Annotated in this window: 16 protein-coding genes; 3 read left to right on the top strand and 13 right to left on the bottom strand. The window is 65.5% G+C overall.

What is annotated here, in order from left to right:
• Positions 1–31: 31 nt before the first annotated feature.
• The 4 genes from N4264_RS06950 to metJ all read right to left on the bottom strand — a co-directional run bounded on the left by N4264_RS06950 (position 32) and on the right by metJ (position 5,779).
• The gene (locus N4264_RS06950) at positions 32–1,096 is read right to left on the bottom strand and encodes a TonB family protein (RefSeq protein WP_261696336.1); all 1,065 of its coding nucleotides are present in this window, start codon (positions 1,094–1,096) and stop codon (positions 32–34) included.
• Positions 1,097–1,380: 284 nt separating this feature from the next.
• Positions 1,381–3,651: a glycoside hydrolase family 44 protein gene (locus N4264_RS06945; protein ID WP_261696335.1), complete on the bottom strand. Its 2,271-nt coding sequence runs from the start codon at positions 3,649–3,651 to the stop codon at positions 1,381–1,383.
• Between the two features lie 254 nt (positions 3,652–3,905).
• Entirely contained in the window at positions 3,906–4,943 is a 1,038-nt protein-coding gene (locus tag N4264_RS06940; protein ID WP_261696334.1) for an SRPBCC family protein, read from the bottom strand.
• 362 nt (positions 4,944–5,305) lie between these two features.
• Entirely contained in the window at positions 5,306–5,779 is a 474-nt protein-coding gene (gene metJ / locus N4264_RS06935; protein WP_261696333.1) for a met regulon transcriptional regulator MetJ, read from the bottom strand.
• 321 nt (positions 5,780–6,100) lie between these two features.
• Between metJ and N4264_RS06930 the strand changes: the two genes are divergently transcribed.
• Entirely contained in the window at positions 6,101–6,562 is a 462-nt protein-coding gene (locus tag N4264_RS06930; RefSeq protein WP_261696332.1) for a hypothetical protein, read from the top strand.
• Between the two features lie 226 nt (positions 6,563–6,788).
• Here the strand turns inward: N4264_RS06930 and gcvH are convergent, their stop codons facing one another.
• From gcvH to N4264_RS06910, 4 genes are all read right to left on the bottom strand, one after another.
• Positions 6,789–7,187, bottom strand: a complete 399-nt coding sequence (gcvH, locus tag N4264_RS06925; RefSeq protein ID WP_261696331.1) for a glycine cleavage system protein GcvH — start codon at positions 7,185–7,187, stop codon at positions 6,789–6,791.
• Between the two features lie 85 nt (positions 7,188–7,272).
• A complete protein-coding gene (gene gcvT, locus N4264_RS06920; protein WP_261696330.1) occupies positions 7,273–8,358 on the bottom strand; it encodes a glycine cleavage system aminomethyltransferase GcvT in 1,086 nt (361 codons plus the stop codon).
• A 300-nt stretch (positions 8,359–8,658) separates the two neighbouring features.
• Positions 8,659–9,096 carry an NfeD family protein gene (locus N4264_RS06915; RefSeq protein ID WP_261696329.1) on the bottom strand — a complete coding sequence of 146 codons (438 nt, stop codon included), beginning with the start codon at positions 9,094–9,096 and terminating at the stop codon, positions 8,659–8,661.
• A gap of 11 nt (positions 9,097–9,107) precedes the next feature.
• Complete coding sequence (locus N4264_RS06910; protein ID WP_261696328.1) at positions 9,108–10,046, bottom strand: SPFH domain-containing protein; 939 nt, start codon at positions 10,044–10,046, stop codon at positions 9,108–9,110.
• A gap of 235 nt (positions 10,047–10,281) precedes the next feature.
• Here N4264_RS06910 and N4264_RS06905 point away from each other — a divergent pair, with 235 nt between their 5' ends.
• The gene (locus tag N4264_RS06905) at positions 10,282–11,577 is read left to right on the top strand and encodes an OmpP1/FadL family transporter (protein WP_261696327.1); all 1,296 of its coding nucleotides are present in this window, start codon (positions 10,282–10,284) and stop codon (positions 11,575–11,577) included.
• 80 nt (positions 11,578–11,657) lie between these two features.
• On the opposite strand, the gene N4264_RS06900 is transcribed toward N4264_RS06905, so the two are convergent.
• From N4264_RS06900 to N4264_RS06885, 4 genes are all read right to left on the bottom strand, one after another.
• Entirely contained in the window at positions 11,658–14,528 is a 2,871-nt protein-coding gene (locus N4264_RS06900; RefSeq protein ID WP_261696326.1) for a hypothetical protein, read from the bottom strand.
• 120 nt (positions 14,529–14,648) lie between these two features.
• On the bottom strand, positions 14,649–15,494 hold the full coding sequence (locus N4264_RS06895) for a hypothetical protein (protein ID WP_261696325.1): 846 nt from the start codon (positions 15,492–15,494) through the stop codon (positions 14,649–14,651).
• A 19-nt stretch (positions 15,495–15,513) separates the two neighbouring features.
• Positions 15,514–18,582, bottom strand: a complete 3,069-nt coding sequence (locus N4264_RS06890) for a serine/threonine protein kinase (RefSeq protein ID WP_261696324.1) — start codon at positions 18,580–18,582, stop codon at positions 15,514–15,516.
• Positions 18,583–18,736: 154 nt separating this feature from the next.
• Entirely contained in the window at positions 18,737–20,086 is a 1,350-nt protein-coding gene (locus N4264_RS06885) for a sensor histidine kinase (RefSeq protein ID WP_261696323.1), read from the bottom strand.
• Between the two features lie 152 nt (positions 20,087–20,238).
• On the opposite strand from N4264_RS06885, the gene N4264_RS06880 reads away from it, so the two are divergent.
• Complete coding sequence (locus tag N4264_RS06880) at positions 20,239–20,979, top strand: 16S rRNA (uracil(1498)-N(3))-methyltransferase (protein WP_261696322.1); 741 nt, start codon at positions 20,239–20,241, stop codon at positions 20,977–20,979.
• 310 nt (positions 20,980–21,289) lie between these two features.
• On the opposite strand, the gene N4264_RS06875 is transcribed toward N4264_RS06880, so the two are convergent.
• Positions 21,290–21,751, bottom strand: a complete 462-nt coding sequence (locus tag N4264_RS06875) for a chemotaxis protein CheW (RefSeq protein ID WP_261696321.1) — start codon at positions 21,749–21,751, stop codon at positions 21,290–21,292.
• Positions 21,752–21,759: the final 8 nt, after the last annotated feature.

Here is a 21,759-nt window from a genome sequence, read left to right as displayed (position 1 = left end):
GTGCCGGCCTTTTCCGCAGATGGTCAGATTTTTACATTTTGAATTCGATGCGGCGTTTGACGGTGGCTTCGATCGCGCCGCCGTTGCGGACGGCGGGCTTGAAGGTCCAGCGCTGGACGGCGTCGAGCGCAGCGCGGTCGAAGGTGCGTGGCGGATCGGAATCCAGTACGTGGGCGTTGGTTACACGGCCGTCGGCCGTCACCGTGAACTCGACCTGCACCCAACCTTCCTGACGACGGCGCAGCGCCGCGGTCGGATACTGCGGCGGCACCTGGCGTACAAGTTCCGCATCGCGCGATTCACCGCCCGCGGGCGTTGCCGGTGCAACCGGCGGCGGTGGAATGGCTGCGGCAGTAGCCGTCTCGGTCGGGGTGGTTGGACGCGTACCGGAAGCCGCAGGTGACGTGGCGGCCGTGGTCGTGGCAGCGCTGGCATCCGGTGCTGCGGTGGTGGCGGTGGCGGGAGTGCGCGCCGCAGTGGCAGCGGGTTCGGCTGCACGCCGTGCAGCTGCTTCTGCAGCCGCCTGCGCCTGCTGTGCCTCGCGTTCGACGATCTTGCGCTGGGCGTCCAGCTTCGAGCGCAAAATGGTCAATGTGTAATTGTTCGGATCAGCCTTGGTCAACAACTCGATGACGCGGTTGGCACCGTCGACGTTGCGTGCGTTGATGTCCTGCTCGGCGGCGCTGGCAGCGAAGGTGAACAGTTCGCGCAGGGCGTCCTGGGCTCGACTGTTGCCGGGATCGCGCTCGAGGATCTTGAGGTAGAACTCCAGCGCGTTGTTGCCGGGCGGGTTGACCAGGCGCTGCTCATTGAGCGCTGTGCTGGCCTCCTTGAACAACTGGTCCACCGACAGCGTGTTGAGCTTGCCGGCGGCGTTTGGATCGGCAGGCGCGGTCGTCGTGGCTACGGGCGTCGTGGCAGCCTGCTCAATCGCCTCGGTGACCTGCGCGGTCGGGGTGACGGAGGATGGGCCGCGGAGGAAGAAGAACCAGACGCCTCCGCCGGCGGCGCCAAGCACGACCAGGGCAGCGATGATTTTCGGGAGTGCACTGCCGCGTGAGCGGCGGGCGGAGGGAGCTTCGATTCGGGCAGCCATGAATATCTCGTCGCAACGAACGTTTACCGGAAATCCGCGCCTCCCTCGATAGCCAGCTCCGATCAGCGTCGAAACCGGTCAAACATGACCCGGAATCGAGCCGTTTGCGCGGACGGCTTCGAATGTAGCGCATTTTGCGACGAGTGTCGCAAGCGTCGTGCCAACTGTCTCTCAGCACGGCCGAGGCCGCACTGCTAGGCAGGAACACGCGCTTGCCCGGAGTAATCCGGCCGATGGAATGCATTCTGCCGCATTCCATCGGCGCTGGCTGCGGATCCCGGTAATTACTGGAAGCCGTTGGCGAAAATCACGTCGCCGCCGGCGGGGTTGGGCAGTACGACCAAAGTCGAAGAGCGGGCGGGGACACCCGGGAAGCTCAACGTCGTGCCGCTGGCGCTGCCCGAGCCCGCTGGCGCCAGGTGGTTGGTGGAATGGAAACGATAGGCATTCCAGGTGCCGTTGACCGGCGCTGACAGTGTCACTGTGACATTCTGCGGCGATGTCGACTTGTTGAAGAGCAGCAGGAACAGTTTCTGTCCACTCTGGTGGATGGCATAGGCCGACAGGGTATCGGGTGCGCTGGCCGTCGTACGCACGCTGTCGCCGGCCACCCGGCTGAACGCGCCGTCGTAGTTCAGATAGAGCTTGAACGCATCTTCCGCATAGCTGCCCGCTTCGGGCGCGCCCCAGCGCATGGCCGCGTCAACACCTTCTCGCGCAAAGATGGCCAGCGCCTCGGCCTGCGCCAGTGCACCCGTCGCGCCGCGGTCCGGGCCCCAGTTGTATTCGGTGATCGCGATCTTGGTGCCGGGGCAATACTGGTCGATCCACGCCTTCACGCGGGGCAGCAGGCCCGGCTTGCTGTAGTGATTGGCGTCGGTGTCCCCCAGGTCGGCGATCCACGACTCGGACACATAGGTGGGGTCGTACAGCTCCTTGAGCGAACGCAGGCGCTTCTGCTGCACGCTGGCGCTCTCGGAGACACCCAGATTCTCGCTGTTGAAGTCAATGATTCCACTTCCCTGCGGGTAGTAATGGAGATCCAGGTAATCGACCAGGCGCACGCCATGTTGCTGCTGGTAGGCGCACACCTGCTCCAGGTACCAGCCGACGAAGGGCTTGCCGGCATGCGCCTGCCGGTCCGGTCCGTTCATGCAGTTGCAATCCTCGGCATCGGCCGCGGACGTGAAAAGATCGGGATAACCCCAGGTGACCGGTCCGAAGATCTTCGCGTTTGGGTCCTGCGACTTGATCCGGATCGCCGTATCACGGCCCTTGGTCCAGACCTCCTCATAAGTCGGCGCGATCGGGTGCACGTCGCGGTGCGTGCTGTTCCAGAGCATCGGTTCGTTGTCCAGCGCATAGAAGCGCACACCGCCGTTGGCAGCCGTCCCGTAGCGCGCCTGCAGGTGCGCGATCCAGCCCGGCCAGAAGGTCGGTCCGGCGGCGAACGAGGTGTCGGTGGGAGCATTGTTCTTGATCAGCCCATGCGTGGTCGATCCCGCATCCGGAATGCAGTAGTTGCGGTTGGTGTTCACCCGGGGATCGCACTCGCCATTACCCGAGTCCGCCGTACACCATGCCGGCGGATTCGGGGCGTAGAAGCGGCATTCGTCCATCAGCTGCGGCCCGTACTTGGCCTGCGAGAATCCCCAGCGCTTGTTGCTCCGATCATCGATCGGCACCCAGCCGATGGTCGGTATCGTCATCAGCACTTCCCCGCCGTTGGCGCGCGCCTCGTCGATGAAGGCGTCGGCCGAGTTTCCAGGCGGTGGATTGCCGACACCGCCGGAGGTATCGGGAATGTTCTGGTAGAAATAGTCGCCCGCCGTGCTGTGCACATCGGCTTGCCAGTTGTAGCGGGTGGTCGAGTTGCCGCCCCAGCGCCTGAGGGGATAACGCACGGCGGCGAGGGTCTGCTGGGAGCCGTAGCTGATACCAAAGATCAGCGGGCTCACCGGACGACGGTCCTGCGAAAGATCGATGCTGACCGACTGGCTGCCTGCCGGCGGCGTGGAGGTGCGCGGATTGAACCGGATGTCGTCGATGTACAGCTGGGCCTGCGTGCCGCCGGTGAAATCCATGATCTGGACGCGGTTGAAGCTGCCGGCGGTGAGACCAGTGCTGGCGTTGAAGGGAATCGTCACGGCATGCCAGGTGCCTGCCACGATACCGCCGCTCGTGTAGTCACCGACGTTCACGGCGGCGAGCGTACTCGCGTCATGCTGCAGGGCCAGCTGCAACACCTGGTTGCTGCCGCTGCCACCGTGGATCCAGAACGTCAATGATTCGTACTGCGCCGCGTCGTAGACGTTGGTCACGTCGGCAAAGAGCAGGCCTCCCCATCCCTGGGGCAGGAAGCGGATCGATGCGGAGCCCGCGTGCGTGGGCGATGCATTGGCCAGGTTGTAGGAACCGGTACCCGCACTGCCTCCCGCCCAGCTCCAATTCTGGAATGCCGGGCTGAGCGCATCGGTGTACAGGTCGAGTGGCGGCGCGGTTTGCGCGGACGCGGCAGCAGTGAACAACAGAATCGGCAATGTGAGCATGCGCATGAGGGTGGCCCGTAAAATTTCGGCCAGCTTAGGCATCTGCCGCACACGGTCCGTGCGCCGACTCACAACGGCGGATCACGCCGTCTGTCGAACGCATCCGCCGGTCGGCGCACGCGATACGCTGGCACTTCCTCGCCCGCCATGACGAATAGCTTCTGGATGCGAAGGTGGCACGCGGCGCCGTGCGAGGTCATCCGGAGCACTGATGCGCCACGCCGGGCATTCGACGCGTCGCGTCGGTCGCGCGTTCCGCCCTATTCCACCGGCACGGTGATCAGCGTCGTCGGCGCATCGGCGCCGACCACCTCGGCGGCATCGAGGTACTCCATCATCGTGTTGTCTCTTGGCGTGAGTCCCTTCACCGCGATCCAGGCATGGAGCTTGTCCGCAGCCGCCGGCAACGCCTCGCGCGCGCCGCGATAATGCCATTGCACCCCCGGCCCCGACGGCGTGGTCTTGCCGCGGATAGGCGTATCCGACGGCATCACGTCCCACTGCGCCGGCACTGCCGCTTCAAACTCCCACCGACTGCCATCGAACGACAAGGTCACCGTCATGGGCGGGGTGCCGGCGACCAACCGGTGCTGGTCGGCAAACCGTCGTAACGTTTCAAACGCGGCGGCGCGCGCCTGCGTCGGTGCAGGCTCTTCGGCGGCTGACGTGACGGACATGTAGATCACCTTCTTGCCGGCGAGATCCACGATCACGGGATCTACCCCGGCGATGTCCACGGCGGGAAACTGTTCAGCGAGTGCCTTGAGCCGCGCGAGGCCTGTCTCGTAGTCGGCACCGACCATGCGATCCATCACCAGGCCCATGTAACGGCCCACGACCTGCCGGGGAAAGCGTGCGTCCACGGTGAGCGGCAGGTCGAGGTCGAATGTCCAGCGCACGCGCGTATCGGGACCGTCAGGTTCGAGCACGAAACGAACCGCTGGCCGGATGTCATCACCCAGTTCGAGCGCTATGTCGATCGCCCGTCCCGGTTCCAGTGCGCGTATGACCTGGCTGCCACTGCCCACATCCCGGCGCTCACTGGTCCAGGACAGCTTCGCCCCCACACCGGCATCCGGACCACTCAACACGTAGGACGCCGACGGGTCCCGCGCGTACCACGGCGACCATTCATTGAAGCGTCGGAAGCTCGACAGCAGGACGTAGAGCTGCGATGGCGGCCGTCGCACGGTGATCTCTCGTTCGACGCGGGCGCGATCTGGCAGCAGAAAGGCCGCCGCCACAGCGACAAGCACGAGCAGCAGGACACCTGTCAGAAAACGCATGAGGGAGCGCATGGCACACCTCCGTGGATCGACCAGCCGGGTTGCCGGAGGGACTGCCGGCAATCCGCCGGCACTACGACCGCTACGTTACCGGCGGGACCAGAGCAGAGCCAGTCTCATCACGCCGATGCGCCAGCCAGGCACATCACAGGATGGCGGGATTGACCGGGACGCGATGTGAAGGACGTATCACAGCCGCGACGTGTCGCAGTGCACGAACGACGCGGGCGCAGCCCTTTCAAATGCCACAAACGAAAAACGCCGCTGTCGCGGCGTCCGAATCCGGAAGTGCTCTCCCTGCGCTGGGCACCGCAGGGAGAGAGAAACCGGTATTGCTTCGTTGTTCTTGCGGTACTACGTGTTGCGGGTAACGCTTACTTGGCAGCCTTGGCCGCCTTGGCGCGAGTGGCCTTGGCCGGAGCCGCCTTCTTGGCGGTGGCCTTCTTGGCGACCTTCTTCGCCGCAGCCTTCTTGGTGGCCGGCTTCTTGGCGGCTACCTTCTTGGCCGGAGCGGCCTTGGCCTTGGCGACCTTCTTCGTCGCGGCCTTCTTCACGGTGGTCTTCTTGGCCGCTTTCTTGGCGGCCGGTTTCTTCGCGGTTGCTTTCTTCATGGCCATACGTTTTAGCTCCTCGTCAGTTGGCAGTGGTTGCCCAGTAAAAGCGTGCAGAAACGCTTCGCACAGCAGATCGCTGTTGGTGGCGTGGCGGAGATTGGCGACCTGCCGCCGGGTGCGCTCGTCCGACAGGAGGCGAAGTATGTGCATCGGAATGGACACGGTGATTTTGCGAACCGCTTCCGATTTGTGCCCGTGTTCGACATACGGGACGATGTACTTGACTGCCGCCATATCTCCGTTACGCGCGCGTTTCAACGGCGCGAAAATTATTCCTGTCGTGTGGGACTGTCAACAAGTTTTCGATGCGCGACAAGCACATGCATGTGAGCGACGTCGAATCAGACACGCCCGGCACACCGACGCGAGCCGATCCGGACGCACCTTCGGCATTCCGCCTTGGCCGTTTAGCCGTCTAAACGGATAAGCCCCGCAGCGCGCGGATTCTCTACGCCGCAGAACACCGACACCCGCCAAAGCCTAGCAACGGCGCGGGTTTCGCGATTCCACTAGTATCCTTTGCGTACATTTAAGTACGGAAGAACGAATGCCAAGGTGCGCGCACACGACAATCGGCGACGCGGCATCGTGTTCGTGCCGCGCGTCGCCGGCGGAGAAATTGACGCGCTTCGACGCCGGATCGCCGAGCCGCCGGAATTTTCCCGCAAAGGGGTCGCCGGAGGTCGAATTGCGCAAAAGTGCGAAGCACGAATGACCGATTCCGGCATGCGGATCGATACCGGAACGGTTCAGGTCGGCGATCCACTTCGTCAACCATCTATCCTGCGCGCTTGGCGCCGACGAGGGCGCGGCATCGACGATGCACGGCGCCCGTCACCCATCGTCGCACGCATTCACCGGCGGCCCGCACTGCGCGCCAGGTCACGAAATGTGCTCTGGCTGGAGTCGCCACGGATCAATCGACCGTCGAACGTGGTGCGTTGCGTGCGAGTTCACCGTGATGGCGGCGTCGCGCACTTCACCGCCGCTCAGTCGAGCTGCGGGTGGCAGGAATGAGCCGCGTTGATCGCCGGACTTGCTCGACACCGGCTGCGCGGAAGCCCCACGGGAATTGCCGCCAACCGGAGGCGTGGCTGCTCGCCACGCGGGTGAGGCGTCGCTGCCGTCCCGATCCGCCGAAGGGATGCGACGCTCCGGCGTGCCGAGGCGCGCGACGGGTTGCCCAAAAAGCCAAGGCGCGCCGAAGCGCGCCTGGAATCACATCACCGCCGGGTGGCGCTGATCAGTGGTCTTCGCTGTCGACCTGTTCGGCATAGGCGTCCGGGTCGAGCAGGTTGTCCATGTCGTCCTGCAGACTGGTGGGCTTGATCACCACGATCCAACCGTCACCATAGGCATCTTCGTTGATGGTTTCGGGCTTGTCGGCCAGCGCCGAGTTCACCTTGACCACCTCGCCGGACACCGGCGCGTACACATCGGACGCCGCCTTGACCGACTCGACCACGGCGCAGGCGCCGCCGACTTCGAGCGTGTCACCGACGTTGGGCAGCTCCACGTACACGAGATCGCCGAGCAGGCTCTGCGCGTGGTCGGAGATGCCGACGGTGACCGTGCCGTCGTCTTCGACACGCGCCCACTCGTGGGACTTCATGAATTTCAGGTCGCCGGGAATCTCGTTCATGGGGTGTCATCCTGATAGGGTTGGGCGCCGCGGCGGGATTTTACACGGCCGCGGCCTGAAGCAATGAGTCCGATCGCGATGGGGCTCAGACGCCTTCGCAGGGCTTGCCGTCGCGGACGAACGGAAACTTGACCACGCGCACCGGGACGAGTTTCCCGCGAATGTCCACCTGGACCTCGCCCGGCTCGCCGGCCGGAACGCGCGCAAAGGCGATCGCCTTGCCCAGCGTTGGCGAGAAGGTGCCGGAAAGTACCTCGCCATCGCCGTGCGCCGTGACGACGCGCTGGCCGTGGCGCAGCACGCCCTTCTCATCCATCACCAGACCGACCATGACGCGCTTGACGCCTTCGGCCTTCTGCTTTTCCAGCACATCGCGGCCGGTGAAGGCGCGCCCCTCGTCCAGCGCGACCGTCCATGCCAGGGCGGCCTCGTACGGACTGATGGTTTCGTCCATATCCTGGCCATAGAGGTTCATGCCCGCTTCCAGCCGTAGCGTATCGCGCGCGCCGAGGCCAGCCGGACCGACCCCGGCGTCCTTGAGCGCATTCCACAAGGCGACCGCCTGGCCTTCCGGCACGATGATCTCGAAACCGTCCTCGCCGGTGTAACCGGTGCGGGCGATGAAGAGGCCGTCACCTTCGCAGGCCACGAACTTGCCGATCTTCTCGGCCTTGGCACGCGTTTCGGGCGAGAGCACGCCCAGCACCTTCGCCCGGGCATTCGGCCCCTGCACGGCAATCATCGCCAGCTCGGGACGTTCGGTCACCTGTACACCGAATGCCGCGGCCTGGTCGGTGATCCACGCGATGTCCTTGTCGCGCGTAGCGGCGTTGACCACGACGCGGAACCAGGATTCGGACAGGAAATACACGATCAGGTCGTCGATCACGCCACCGGCCGGGTTCAGCATGCAGGTGTAGAGCGCCTTGCCCGGGGACTTGAGCTTGTCCACGCTGTTGGCCACGAGCCGGCGCAGGAAATCACGTACGCGATCGCCGTTCAGATCGACCACGGTCATGTGCGAGACGTCGAACATGCCGGCATCGCGCCGGACCAGATGGTGCTCCTCGATCTGCGAGCCATAGTTGAGCGGCATATCCCAGCCGCCGAAATCCACCATCTTGGCGCCCAGCGCACGGTGGGTCTCGTTGAGGACGGTTTTCTTGGTCATGGCAGAGCCTGGCGAAAGAAGGCGCGCATTATCGCGGCGCGGCGATCGCAATCCAAGCGCATATACCCCTGCGCCGGCGGCGGGAATCCACAAAGCCCACCCTGCTGGTCAGAGCCGGTGCCGATACCACGCCGGCGCCGGCGCATCGCCGGCCCGGCCAACACCATGGAACGGGTGCCTGACCACGACGCCGGCCAGCAGGGCCGCACGCCTACGCCGGCACTCGCGCGTCGTATTTTTCTATACGATGCGACCTAGTCCACAACGATTACGGGCATCGGGAACACCGCGACCGGGCGCCTAGGGCGCAGCCCGGACACGCAGCACCGCACCATCCACCGCCACGACTTCCACCGACGATCCGGCGGGCAGGTCCGGCCCTTCGGCCAGCCACTGGGAATCGCCGACGCGTGCCTTTCCGCGACCGTTCTGGATGGCCGTCTCCAGCACCAGGCGCCGGCCGATCAGCTGCTCGCCGCGACGATTGAGCGAACTGGGCGCTTCGGCCCCATCGCGCCCGCGGCCGCGCAGGAATCGCCAGTATGTCAGGCACGTCGCGAGCGAAAGCGCAAAGAACAGCAGTGCCTGCGGCAGGGCCCCCATGTCCGGAACGACCCAGACGATGAACCCCATCAGCACGGCCGCGAGGCCGACCCAGAGCAGGAAAAATCCCGGCAGCGCCAGCTCCGTCGCGATCAGGACCAGGCCCACCACCCACCATATGTAATGTATCGACATGACGAAGACTCTTACGCCGGCTTCTTCGGTGCCGGCGGCGGGGTGACACCTGCGGTCTTGACCAGCTCGGCGATGCCGGCCAGCGAGCCCAGCACGCCGGAAGTCTCGACCGGCATCATCAGCACTTTCTGGTTGGGCGAGGTGGAGAGCATCTTCAAGGCCTCGACATACTTGATCGCCACGAAGTAGTTCAGGGCGTTCACATCACCCTTGGCGATCGCCTCGGACACCATCGACGTTGCCTTTGCTTCCGCCTCGGCCAGGCGCTCGCGCGCTTCGGCTTCGCGGAAGGCGGCTTCGCGCTTGCCTTCGGCTTCGAGGATGGCGGCCTGTTTCTCGCCATCCGCGCGCAGGATTTCCGACTGGCGCGCCCCCTCGGCTTCCAGCACCGCGGCGCGCTTGTCGCGCTCGGCCTTCATCTGGCGGGCCATCGATTCCACCAGGTCGCGCGGGGGCTGGATGTCCTTGAGCTCAATGCGATTGACCTTGATGCCCCAGGGATGGGTGGCCTCGTCGACCACGCGCAGCAGCTTGGCATTGATCTCGTCGCGCTTGGACAAGGATTCGTCCAGGTCCATCGAGCCGATTGCGGTGCGGATATTGGTCATCACCAGGGCGATCGAGGCCTGTTCCAGGTTAGCTACCTCATAGGCGGCCTTGGCGGCATCAAGCACCTGGAAGAACACCACGCCGTCCACCCGCACCACGGCGTTGTCCTTGGTGATGACATCCTGCGAGGGAATGTCGAGCACCTGCTCCATCATGTTCATCTTGCGGCCGATGCTCTGGATGCCGGGAATCAAGATGTGGAAGCCGGGCGATAGGGTACGTGTATACTTGCCGAACTGCTGGACTGTCCATTCATACCCCTGGGGTACCGTCCGCACCGTCTTGAACAGCGTGAAGACGGCCAGACCAATGACCAGCAGAGCGACGAACCCGCTACCCATGACAGCACTCCCCTTCGCGTTACGTCTTGCTACCGAGTATAGCAGGGCGATGTGACGCCTCGGCCCGAACGGGCCGTCAGGCCGTGACCCCTGTGTCATCCGGCGACGGTTCCGCGGCCCCGCAGGACCGTCTCCACCCACAACGTCCGGTGTTACTATCGTTGGCGCTTGCCCGGCCAAGGTGTCGCGGTGGCCGCGCAGTGGACGTTCCAAACCATTGGGGAGAACGAGTCCTATGAAGCGTACCTTGTCTGTCGCGATCGGCGTGGTGCTGTTGGGAAGCTGCGGAACGGCGTTTGCCATTACCGACTCCGAAACCAACGCCAGTATTCCGTTCAGTTTTTCCAGTCCCGGCGCGCGCAGCCTCGGCATGGCCGGTGCCTTCCTGGGCCTGGCCGACGACGCCACGGCCGCTTACGCCAATCCCGCGGGCCTGACGCAGCTGGCGCAGACCGAGATCTCCATCGAGGGCCGCCACACCAGCTACAGCACGCCTTATATCGACGGCGGAACGGCGGGCGTCAGCCCGTTCAGCACCGCCGGGCTCAATATCAGCTACGCCGACAGCTCGGAAAACAACCTTTCTTACCTGTCGATCGTGGTGCCTCGCGATCGCTGGGCATTCGCGTTCTACCGCCACGAACTGGCCCGTTTCGAAACCGAGTTCACGACCCTGGCGGGTGCCGGATTTGGCAACTTCCAGCTGTTCCCCTTCACCTCCCAGGCCGAGCTCAAGATCCTCAATTACGGCGCCACCGCGGCCTTCAAGGCCACGGACAACGTATCGCTGGGCCTCGGCGTATCGCTCTACGACTTCAATTTCCTCACCGCCACCGGGCGCGTATCGCTGGCCAATCCGGCCAATCCCGTCGCCGCATCGGCGCAGGCGCAGCTGGGCGACGAGCGCGGCTGGGGCTGGAACCTGGGCGCGCGCTTCCGTCTCACCGACACCTGGAGCCTGGGCCTGACGTACCGCCGCGCGCCAAGCTTCGACTACAGGGCCGCCAACCTGGTCTTCATCGACGTACAGGGCAACCCGCTGCCGGCACCGGCCGTATTCGCCGCGCCGACCGGCGTCGAATTCGACATCCCCGATATCTGGGGCATCGGCCTCTCCTGGCGGCCGACGGATGCGCTTGTCGTGAATTTCGACATCGACCGCGTGGAATATGCGCAGCTCACCGACCGCATCGACTCGCTGTTTGGCATTGCCGACGCGGCCTCGCGCCTGCGCCTGGAAAACGGTACGGAAGTGCACCTGGGTGCGGAATACACATTTGCCAACATGACCCGCCCCTTCAGCTTGCGCGGCGGTCTCTGGCACGATCCACGCCATTCGGTCGAGTTCGACGGCACGCCGGCCAACGACAATGAGCGCGCGCTGGCCGTGCTGTTCGCGGGCGGACGCGGCTCGGATACGCACTACTCGATCGGCGGTGGCTGGGCGTTCACCAAGTTCCAGCTCGACTTCGCCGCGGACTTCTCCGAAGGCGTCGATACGTATTCTGTGTCGGGCGTGTATCGCTTCTGACAACCACGCGCTCCGTCCGGCGGCGCCCCGCGTCGCCGGACAGAGCGGACCGCGATGCCGCCGGCATCGCGCCCCCTTTCCTACTGGCCGCACTCCCGGCCGCGAAGCGTGGTGATGCGCTGGACGGTCACATTGCCCGAGGCGTAGCCGCTGGTGGTGGGCTGGTACGCCACGTTCATCAGATTGCTGCCGAAGAAGCTGAAGGACGCGGTGCCCCACTTGGAAGCCGTGACGCTGCCGGCGACGAAATCCGGCGGGAATTGCGCGCCTGGACCCGATCCCTGGTACAGATCCATCGCTACTGCGTTATTGGCCATCGCGCCCACGCCGACCAGCCAGAGCGGATCACCATTGGGCTTGTAGGTGTACCAATACACGGTCAGGTAACGCTTGCCGTCATCGAAGTCGTTCACCTCGATATCGAATCCGTAGCCCGGCCGAGCCGCCTCGTACCACACGCCGCTGTAGCAGGCGCGCAATCCGCCGCTGACGTCCGACTGGATCAATGCCGGCGTGGTCAGGCGCTGCAGGACCATCGAACCGGCCGAATAGCCGAAGACCGTCGGCGTCCACTCCGCCGACGCGGAGGTCGAACCCGTGAAGGTGAGCTTGATGCGCCCCCAGCTGTTGCTGGTTGCACCGCCTGCGCCCACCGGAAATGCGGTCGAGCGCGACTGGTAGACCTGCACGTCGATCACGTTCCCCTGTGGCCGCGCAATGCCCTGCAGGAACAGGGGCTGGCCGCTGACGTACAGGTACCAGGTGACATAAAACTCCCCGCTGGGCAGCGCCTCGAGCAGGAATCCGTGACCGCTCTGGCCGGCGTTGTACCAGTTGCCGCTGAAGGACTGGTCGATCATCAGCGACGGGACGCCGCTGCGCTGCGGATCCTGCTGCAGGTAGATGTCGTTGTTCGGATTGGGGTCATTGTTGTCGAGGTTGTTGGCCTGCGACGCGAACGCGCTGGTGGTGCCCTCGCAATCAATCGCCGGCTCGCTCGATGCCGCATTCGGTTCTGCGCTGCCACCGCCGGCTACCGCTCGGCGCGCCACGCCGGTATCGGCGTCGACGGCGAACACGTCTTTCATGCCCGCCAGGTCACCCGAAATCAGGTCAGTCGCCGTGGAAGCGAAGGCGATCGTCCGTCCGCTGCACGAGATGGCGGGATCATCCGCATTGCCGTCGGGCACGCCGCCGGCATTGTCGCGGACACCGAACAGCCCGACAGCCAGCTCCTGCGGTGCGACCTGCGCCGCCGCGCCACCGGGTGCGCGTCGCGCCGACGAGGCCGGACGCTCGTTATAGACATATACCTGGCGCAATCCGCCATTGAAGCCCAGGGCGAGATTGGTGGCGCGACTGGCGAAGGCGATGCGCTGGCCGTCCCAGGAGATCGTGCCCCGGCCCACCTCGCCGTTGGCCGGCGTGCCCACGCTGTTCTGGCTCATTCGCAGCAGCGCGCCTGTTCCGAGGTCCTTGCGCACCACCTGCCAGTCCGCCGTTCCGCCCAGATTCGCCGCCTGCGTGCGGAACAGCACGAAGCGGCCGTTACCGGAAATCATCGGATCGATGCTGGCCCCCTGCCCCTGCACGCCCGCCGCGTCAGTACTGACGAGGGTGACCTGCCCCGTCTCCAGGTTTTTCACGAAGACGTCTTTGGCGTTGTTGGTATCCCCTGCCACCCAGTTGGTCGCCGACGAGGCGAAGGCCATGAGTTTTCCGTCGGCGGACAGGCTCGGGGATTCCGCCGCCCCATCCAGATTCTGTCCGGAGGAATTGGTCGAGGTACAGGTCGACTGGAACAGACCGTTCGGCGGCGCCGAACAGATCTGACCTTCGTTTTCGCCGGCCGTGGGCTCGGCACCCTGCGCCGCCATGCGCCGCTTTACCGAGGTCGTGCCGGGCGGGCGATAGATGAATGCCAGCGCCTGGCCGTTGCCGGAGATCGCCGGCGTGATGCTGTTGCCCTGCAACGGTGCGCCGCCCGGATTGAGGCTAACCACCCGCGTCAGGCCCGAGCGGTGGTCCTTGAGCAGGATGTCCGCGCCGCCGGTGTTTGAGTCGTTGTCGCCGATGCCCTTCTGCAGGGTCGAATACACCATGAGCTTGCCGTTCGCCGTGAGCTGCGGCGTGCCGGAATTGGCTGTTGTTGCCGTGCCGCTGCGCGTCACCGTCTGCGGACGCGACCGGTGCGTACTGCTGATCACCTCGCGCGTGGTCAGGGTGAATGGCTGGCTGACGAGATTGAAGTTCGCCGTCGCGCCGACCTGGATGGTTTCGTTCGCCGGTATCGCGCCGGCGCGTACGCTGAACGTGCAACTGGCGGCGCTGCCGGTGGCAATGTCCGGGCCGGACCACACCAGCGTGCCCTGGGATACCGACGCGTTGCAGGTATTGGCGGTGACCGTCAGGGTGTTCGGGATCGGCACCGAAACGCGCAGGCTGGTCATGCGGTTGGTGCCGAGGTTGCGCACGCCGATCAGGTAGCCGTAGGTGTCGCCGACCCGCACCGGCCCGGGCGTGCTCGCCGACAGAGACAGGCTGATGCCGTCGATCTTGGGCGTGTCCACCACATTGATGAGCGAGGTTGTCTGGATTTCCGGATGCCCCGGGATGCCGCACTTTACATTAAAGCGATATGTTCCTTTCTGCACCAAGGTGTACCGCCCTGTGTGCAGCTCGCTGCAAGTACTGAAATTGCCGGTGGCGCAGCTGCCGGTGGTATTCCAGTCGTCGAAGTGGACATTGTTCGGAAACGACGAGCCGGCCGGCGAACAATACGCCGCATAGGCGGACCAGGTCAGTGTCACCAAGGTGCCGGGAGCGACGTCGCGCGGCGCGTCGTTTTCCAGCGTGTTGGTGAAATTGGGCGGCGTGGTGGAACCAGCCCGTGCACCGCCGGGAATCAGCAACACCGACGACAGGAAGGCAGTGAGAAGGAAACTACGCATGGCGCCCCTCCGGCAACAACCGTGATCGTGCGCGAGCCAAGCTATCGCAACGGCGATTGCCGGACATTGTACGCGTGCGCGTGCCGGGCGTGACCCAATTCACGCTCTGCCGTTGCCGCCTCAGCGGGTGGCGGCGAACAGCAGGCGGAACCGTGGCGAAAACACCGTGGCGTCAGGAACCAGGCGGGCGTCGATGGCGAGCGCGGCGCGAATGTCGTTGCGCACCGCGTCAGTGGCGTCTTTGCCTTCCAGCTGGGCCTGCATATGGCGCGCGGCGGCACGCAGCAGGAAGCCATGCGCCTTCGCCTTCGGATCGCTCCACGTGTCGGGCGCCAGTTGCGCCACCTCGGCGTAGCGGCCCGCCAGAAAGGCGCGCATGGCGCCGAGCAAGGCATCGGGCACCCGCTGCGCGACGGTCGGGGTCGTCGGCGCCGGCTTGGGCGGCTCGGGCTTGGGAGGATCCGGCCGGGGTTCTGGCCGGACTGGTTCGGGCTTGGGCTTTTCCGGCTCGGGCCGGGACGGCTCGACCGGTTCAGGCTGGGCCGGTTCGGGTTTGGGCTCGGGGCGTACCGGTTGTACCGGCTCCGGCGTCACCGGCTTGTCCGGTGCCGGCTTGTCGGTGCCCGCCAGACGCGTTTCGCAGATGGACAGGTCACGATCCTGGGCTGCCTTGAGTGCGGCCACTTTTCCGATCACGCCCTGGTTTGCGGCCGATCGCCACTGCGCGACGGCCGTCTTGCAGTCGCCCAGCTTGAACGCTGCCAATCCCAGGAAGTACTGCGGTACGTAGGGTTCCCAGCGCTGGCCGTACAGGCGGATGCGTGGCGCGGGTTCGGCATTGTCGGCCAGGGCCTCCTGCATGCGGTTGCGCACCTCCGCCCAATCGCCATCCTTGACGGCCTCGAGCCCCCGGCTATAGCTGTCCTTGTAGTCGGCGCCAGCCACGGTCGCGTACAGCCCGACCATCAGCCCAAGGAGTAGTCGGTCACCAGCCCGCACGCGTGAAGTAATCCTCTGCCGAAATGGTGGGGAAGGCCGCGTTGGCGGTGGCGCGTCGCTGCGCCTCGACCTTGGCGATGACGGTCACGGGTTTGGCCGACTGCGGATGGCGGAAGGTGATGACATAGTTTCCCGCCGGCAGCTTGAGCATGAAGGGGGTACTCGGATCCTCGGGCAGGGTGACCGGCTTGCGCTCCACATCCAGCACTGATTCCACTTTTGCCCACGGCTGCGCGTTGAGCACAAGTTCACCCTGCAGCGATGCCAGTCGTGCCTGCTCGGCGTCGGCAACGCCCTGGCGCAGCGCCGCGGCTTCCTGGATCAGCGCCTGGTAGGCCGGTTCGGAAGCCAGGAGTTTGTCGTTGTTCTTCGCCACCGCCGCGAATTCGTCGAACGCGGAGAGCGTCCTGGCAGATCGCAGCGTTGCCGCCAGGACCTGCGCGACCTGCGCGCGCAGTTCCAGCGCGGCCCGGTCCGCCGGGTTGGCCGCCAGCAACGCGCTGAGATTGCGCGCCGCCTGCGTCAGCGCTTCGCCGGTCACCGGCGTCGCGCGGATCGCGGCGGCGATCCGTTCACGCGCCGCGGCCACTTCCGCTTCCGCGCGTTCGGCCATGGCCTGCTTTTCGACTTTGGCAACCAGCGCTTTCAGTGCCACATCGTCGGGGAACGCCAGGTGCGCCTCCCGTGCCATTGCCATTGCCGCCGTGGTATCCCGCGCCGCCGCCTTAGCGTCGATGGATTCGGCCAGCCGGCGCGGCAATTCCACCAGCAGCTGATGAGCCTCGGCATTGCCGGGGTCCAGCGTCAACACCTTGTCGAGGAACTGCCGGGCGTTGTTGTCGGCAGGGGCGATATAGCGCTGCTCGACCAGGGCTTGCTTGGCCGATGAGAGGGCCTTGCCGATATCGGCCAGCCGCTGTCCGAGCCGCTGTTCGATTTCCTGCTTCAGCGCCGCGGCGTCAGTGCGGCCCGGTTCCACTCGCAGCGCCAGGTCGGCGCGTTCGAGCGCGCGCTGCGGCGCGCCGGCGGCCACCTTGCGCCCGTCGGCGACCAGCGCCGCGGCGAGCTTCTTCGCAAACGCCAGGACACGCGCATCGGTGGCAGCGACCTCGCGCGCAAGACCCAGCGTTTCATAGGCGTTGGCTCCCGCCGGCTCGGCCAGATGCTCACCGGCCAGCTGGGTTTCGGCACGATCGAGCAGCCCGACCAGCTGGCGTTCCCGTTCGGCGGCTTTCTCCTGGTTTTCCACTTCAGCGGCCAGACGCGTGAACGCGATGTCCTCGCCCAGGTGCTCCCGAAGCGCATCCAGGAGCTGCTTTGCCCGTGCCACTTCCTTGTTTGCCAAGGCCTGCCGCGCCGGCACGAGCTGGGCGCTGATGAAATCCTCCAGACGCTTGGCGGCCACCGCATCGCCGGGAATCAGGTCACGCGCACGCAACAGCAGCGCGTAGGCGCCATCCGGGCCAAACAACCGGCCCGCCTTTTCCGCAGCGGCCACGCCGGCGAAGAGCTGGGCCTGCTGTTTGCGCTTCTCGCCCTCGGCGATTGCCGCGTCCACCTTCGCCTTGAACGCGACGGATTCTTCGTCGTCCTTGCGCACCAGCAGGGCCTGGTCGATCCGCTCCTGCGCTGCGGCCAGCTCGCCCTTTGCAAACGCCGCCAGCGCGTCGGTGCGCATGCCCACGACCATGGTCTCCTGGAGCTTCTGCGCCATCTCGTTCTGTGGATCCTTCTGCAGCACCTTCTGCATGATCTCGTAGGCGTTGTCTCCGGGCGGCGTCACGTACTTGCGCTCGGCGGCCAGGCGCTCGGCGTCTTTCATCCACAGGCGCACCAGCTCCTGCTCGTCCGCGCTGAGCCGGCTGCCACCGGATTGCCACTGCCAGAGGCCCACGCCGATCGCAATGGCCACTGCCATGGCAATCACCGCAACCCACGGCCAGCGCGGCGGTGCCGCCGGTGGCGCAGGCGCGGCCCTGGGTTGCCGCGACGGTGGCGGCGCGGTCGGCCTGGACGGCGCCGACACGCGCTGCGATGCCTGCCCGGGCCGCGGCAGCGGACTGGGTGCCTCGCGCGAGGTGGAGGATGGCCGCGGCAGCTGCCCGCTGCCGGGGATGGCGCCGAGGCTGCGCCAGGATCCGCCCGAGGGGTCGCTGTGCGAGAACCCCAGCTGGCGCAGTTGTTCAGATGAGGTGAGGTTGGGGTCCAGCTGCAGTTTCATCAGCAGCGTATCGCTATTGATGACCTGCTGCTTGAGCGCGGCCACGAAGTCGTGCATGGAAGCGAACCGGTCGTCGCGGTTCTTGGCCAGCATGCGGTCGAGGATCGGCTGGAAATGCGCAAACTCCGGGGCCAGGGGCGGCGGCGCCTGGGTCAGGTGCGCCATCATCACCGCGATCGGCGTGTCTCCGGTGAAGGGCGTCCGGCCGGAAAGGAGTTCGAAGAACATCACGCCCAGGCTGTACAGGTCGGAACGTCCGTCAATGTCGCCACCGCTGATCTGCTCGGGGCTCATGTAGTTGGGCGTGCCGACCAGCATGCCGGTCTGGGTCAGGCGCGTGGCGGACTGGTCCTGCTGGCGGGCGATACCGAAATCGGTGAGCACCGGCGTCGCCGCGTCGCGAAACATGATGTTCGCGGGCTTGAGATCACGATGGACGATGCCCTGGTTATGGGCGAAGTCCAGCGCGCCGGCGATCTGCACGACCACGCTGATCGCATCAGACAGCGACAGGCCGCTCTGCATCTTCTCCGAGAGCGTGCCGCCCTCGAGAAACTCCATCGCGATGTAGGAAACGTCCTCGTTGGAGACGATGTCGTAGACCGCAACGATGTTCCGATGCGGCAATTTCGCCATCGTACGGCCTTCCAGGAGGAAGCGTTTTTCGAATTGCCGCACGTCGGTGGAAGAGGCTTCGTGGGCGCGGCGCATCACCTTGATGGCGATCTTGCGCTGCAACGACACCTGCATGGCGAGCCAGACCGTGGACATGCCGCCCGCGCCGAGCTGGCGCAGGAATTCATATCCAGGAATCTTCACCGGCGTCTGTGGCATGGTGAACCGCTTCCTCCGACGAGCCCGATCATAGCAAGGGAACGTCCGAACACACCGCGGGGGGCTGCGGCCCGGCAGTTCCGGACAGTCGGCCCACGTCCGGCGTGGCTGGGCGCATCCTGCACGGGCCGGCGCTGCCCTGCCGTCGGCGACGTCACGCTCCTGGCGTGGCCGGTGTCACGGTCGCGTCGGCACCGAGGGGGCGCGGCAACACCAGAGTGACCTTGAGCCCGCCATGGTCGCGATTGGCCAGGATGATCCGACCGCCATGCGCCTCGGCGATCTCGCGCGCCAGCGCCAATCCAAGGCCGGTCCCGCTGCGCTTGGTCGAGTAGAACGGCAACAGGGCGCTGGCCAGGACCGCCTCGCTCATGCCGGTACCGCGGTCCCGCACGTCGATGCGGGTCTCGGTTTCCGACTGGGACACATCCAGTCGGATGTCCTCGACCGCACTGCCGGATTCGTGCGCATTCTTGATCAGGTTGATCAGCACCTGCTCGACCTGGGCGCGATCAAACCAGGCCGCGATCGCTGGCGGGTCGCCGATCGCCACGCCGGGAAACTGGCTGGCGATGGCTTCCAGCAGCGGCGCCCAGGGCACGCGCGCGGCGCGTGGCTGCGGCAGCTTGGCGAACTCGGCATAGCCGCGGATGAAAAGGTGAAGGTGACGGGTGCGATCCTCGATCGTGTCGAAGACCGGCGCCAGGCGCGCCAGATCGCCCTTCTGCGCCAGCAGACGGCCGGAATGGGCCAGTGACGACATCGGCGCCAATGAATTATTCAATTCGTGGCTTATTACACGAATTACTTTTTTCCACGTCGCCACTTCCTGCCGACTGATCTCGCGCGTCATGCGCTTGATCAGGTACATGCAGTGCTGGCGCCCCTGCAAGTTGAAGCTGCGCTGGGAAAAATGGAAGGTTTCTTCCTCGCCATCGATCGGCACGGTAAACAGGGTGTCGCCGCCGTCCCTGACGGCCTGCCCGAACGCCGCCGGGCATTCGGATACGACCTTGGCAAAATCCAGCCCCTGCAGGCGGCGCCCGCTGTTGAGCAGCTGCCGCGCCGCGACATTGGCGTAGACGACATGGCCATGCGGCTCGGTCAGCACGATCGCCGTCGGCGTGTTCTGAACGACGGTATCGAGCAGCAGTTCGCGCTGGAACAGCCCCTGCCGCTCCTCGCGCAGTACGCGACCGAGGTCGTTGTGCGCCCGGACGAGATCACCCAGTTCGTCGCGCCGTTCCGCCGCAATCGAGAAGTTGAAATCGCCGTCCTTGAAGCTGGTGACACTACCGGCGAGCGTGCGGAACAAGCTGGCGACCGTACTGGTGAGGCCGCGCGCGTACAGCGGCGCGAGCAATGTGCCAACCACGAGCGTCACCGCGAAACTCAGCCATGGCCGGCCGATCAGGCTGTCGATCACCAGCGCCAGGGCTGCCGCGACACCAATGGCGACGAACAGTGCGAGGGTGAGCTTGCCTTCCAGGGAGAAGAAGCGCATTGCGTTCGAGGTACCGCCGGAGAGTCGGAAGCCTGAGTCTGTCACGAACGCCGGCGCAAACGCGAAACCGGGCCCGGCAGGAACTGTCCGGCGCGTTGCGGGCGGTGCATTCCATTGACGACAATGGCCTGCCAACCTGCTACGACTGCACTATGCGCATTCCTCGAATCTACGTGCCGCAGCCATTGTCGGACGGCGACATCGTCCACCTGCCGGAGCAGGCGGGCGAACACTTGGCACGTGTGCTTCGGCTCGAGGCCGGCCATCCGCTGGTCCTGTTCAACGGCGATGGTGGCGAGTTCACGGCGCGCCTGGCGTCGCTGGCCAAGCGGTCGGTCACCGCGCAGGTGCTGGAAGCACGCGCCGCCGACCGCGAGTCCCCGCTGCAGTTGACCCTGGCCCAGGGCGTCGCGCGCGGCGAAAAGATGGACTGGATCCTGCAGAAGGCCACTGAGCTCGGCGTCAGCCGGATCATTCCCGTCGTCACGGAGCGAACCGAGGTCCGCCTGGACGAGGAGCGCGCCGAGCGGCGTCTGTCACACTGGCACCAGGTCATTGCCTCGGCCTGCGAGCAATGCGGCCGCAACCGCCTGCCCCAGGTGACGCCGCCGATCAAGCTCGCTGCCTGGGCCGGACAGCTCGGCGCCGACCCCGCCGCACGCTACGCGCTGCTGCCGGAAGGCGACCAGTCCCTCGCATCAATCACCTCCCTCCCCCACGGCGCGATCCTCACCGTTGGCCCAGAAGGCGGCTTCTCCGACCAGGACGAAGCTATCCTGCGCAATGCTGGATTCAAGGGTCTGCGACTGGGCCCACGCATCCTGCGCACGGAGACGGCAGGTATTGCGGCCCTTGCGGCGCTGCAGGCGATTGCAGGCGATCTTGGTGGGTGATATCGCTATCTATCGAGTAGATAGATGAGCGCGAATTGCGCATCGCCCGGGCCACGCCGCGCATCTCCGGCATCGACGCGCGTTCACCCCGGGTGAACCCTGCGGGTTAACCCGGGCTACAGGGAGCGTAGCGATCAGCTTCTTTGGAGCCCCCTTGAGTCAAGGGGGCGGTCAAACGCTGGCGAAGCCTGTGTTTGGCGGGGTTGTGGGGGTATGTCGTAACGCTTTGGCATTTTGACGCTTCAGATACACCAATGCGCCTGTGCGCCTGGCGATGTTGGGCATCGACGGCGACCGCCAAAGCACGCCGTCAGGCCGCCAGCGCCTGCGCCATCATCGCCTCGATCTGGTTGAGGTCAGGAATGACCGCCTGGTCATCGCGCACCAGCACCTGCGCCCTCACCCCCGTCGGGTGGTGATGCTCATCGCCCGTTGGAATGAGAAGCTCCGGGCTGACCGTGGTCAGGCGCGGGAAGCCCTGTGTCAGCATGGCGATGAAGGGCATCTTCGCGTGACCGCCCAGGGCCTTGAGCACCGCAACGCGGGCGCCGGTGGAGCCCTCTTCATGGGTCATGCCGGAAAGGATGGCGAACGAGAACAGCGGCAGGCGCCAGCCACGCCAGGACAGGCGTCCCAGCAGCCATTCCGGGGCATTCGGAATCTTCTCGAGGTTGGCAAAGGTGATGACCTCGGCGACCGTGGCGTTGGGCAGCAGCACGCGCCCGTTGGTGATCGGGATCAGTACGCCTCGAATTTCGCGGGGAGTTTCCATGAATGCTC

It is taken from the genome of Tahibacter amnicola (assembly GCF_025398735.1).
Taxonomy (GTDB): Bacteria; Pseudomonadota; Gammaproteobacteria; order Xanthomonadales; family Rhodanobacteraceae; genus Tahibacter; species Tahibacter amnicola.
This window is presented reverse-complemented; position numbering and strand designations above follow the sequence as displayed.

Coding starts and splice junctions, on each gene's coding strand:
- N4264_RS06950 (WP_261696336.1), bottom strand. CDS start 1,096: ATGGCTGCCCGAATCGAAGCTCCCTCCGCCCGCCGCTCACGCGGCAGT.
- N4264_RS06945 (WP_261696335.1), bottom strand. CDS start 3,651: ATGCGCATGCTCACATTGCCGATTCTGTTGTTCACTGCTGCCGCGTCC.
- N4264_RS06940 (WP_261696334.1), bottom strand. CDS start 4,943: ATGCGCTCCCTCATGCGTTTTCTGACAGGTGTCCTGCTGCTCGTGCTT.
- metJ (WP_261696333.1), bottom strand. CDS start 5,779: ATGGCGGCAGTCAAGTACATCGTCCCGTATGTCGAACACGGGCACAAA.
- gcvH (WP_261696331.1), bottom strand. CDS start 7,187: ATGAACGAGATTCCCGGCGACCTGAAATTCATGAAGTCCCACGAGTGG.
- gcvT (WP_261696330.1), bottom strand. CDS start 8,358: ATGACCAAGAAAACCGTCCTCAACGAGACCCACCGTGCGCTGGGCGCC.
- N4264_RS06915 (WP_261696329.1), bottom strand. CDS start 9,096: ATGTCGATACATTACATATGGTGGGTGGTGGGCCTGGTCCTGATCGCG.
- N4264_RS06910 (WP_261696328.1), bottom strand. CDS start 10,046: ATGGGTAGCGGGTTCGTCGCTCTGCTGGTCATTGGTCTGGCCGTCTTC.
- N4264_RS06905 (WP_261696327.1), top strand. CDS start 10,282: ATGAAGCGTACCTTGTCTGTCGCGATCGGCGTGGTGCTGTTGGGAAGC.
- N4264_RS06900 (WP_261696326.1), bottom strand. CDS start 14,528: ATGCGTAGTTTCCTTCTCACTGCCTTCCTGTCGTCGGTGTTGCTGATT.
- N4264_RS06895 (WP_261696325.1), bottom strand. CDS start 15,494: ATGGTCGGGCTGTACGCGACCGTGGCTGGCGCCGACTACAAGGACAGC.
- N4264_RS06890 (WP_261696324.1), bottom strand. CDS start 18,582: ATGCCACAGACGCCGGTGAAGATTCCTGGATATGAATTCCTGCGCCAG.
- N4264_RS06885 (WP_261696323.1), bottom strand. CDS start 20,086: ATGCGCTTCTTCTCCCTGGAAGGCAAGCTCACCCTCGCACTGTTCGTC.
- N4264_RS06880 (WP_261696322.1), top strand. CDS start 20,239: ATGCGCATTCCTCGAATCTACGTGCCGCAGCCATTGTCGGACGGCGAC.
- N4264_RS06875 (WP_261696321.1), bottom strand. CDS start 21,751: ATGGAAACTCCCCGCGAAATTCGAGGCGTACTGATCCCGATCACCAAC.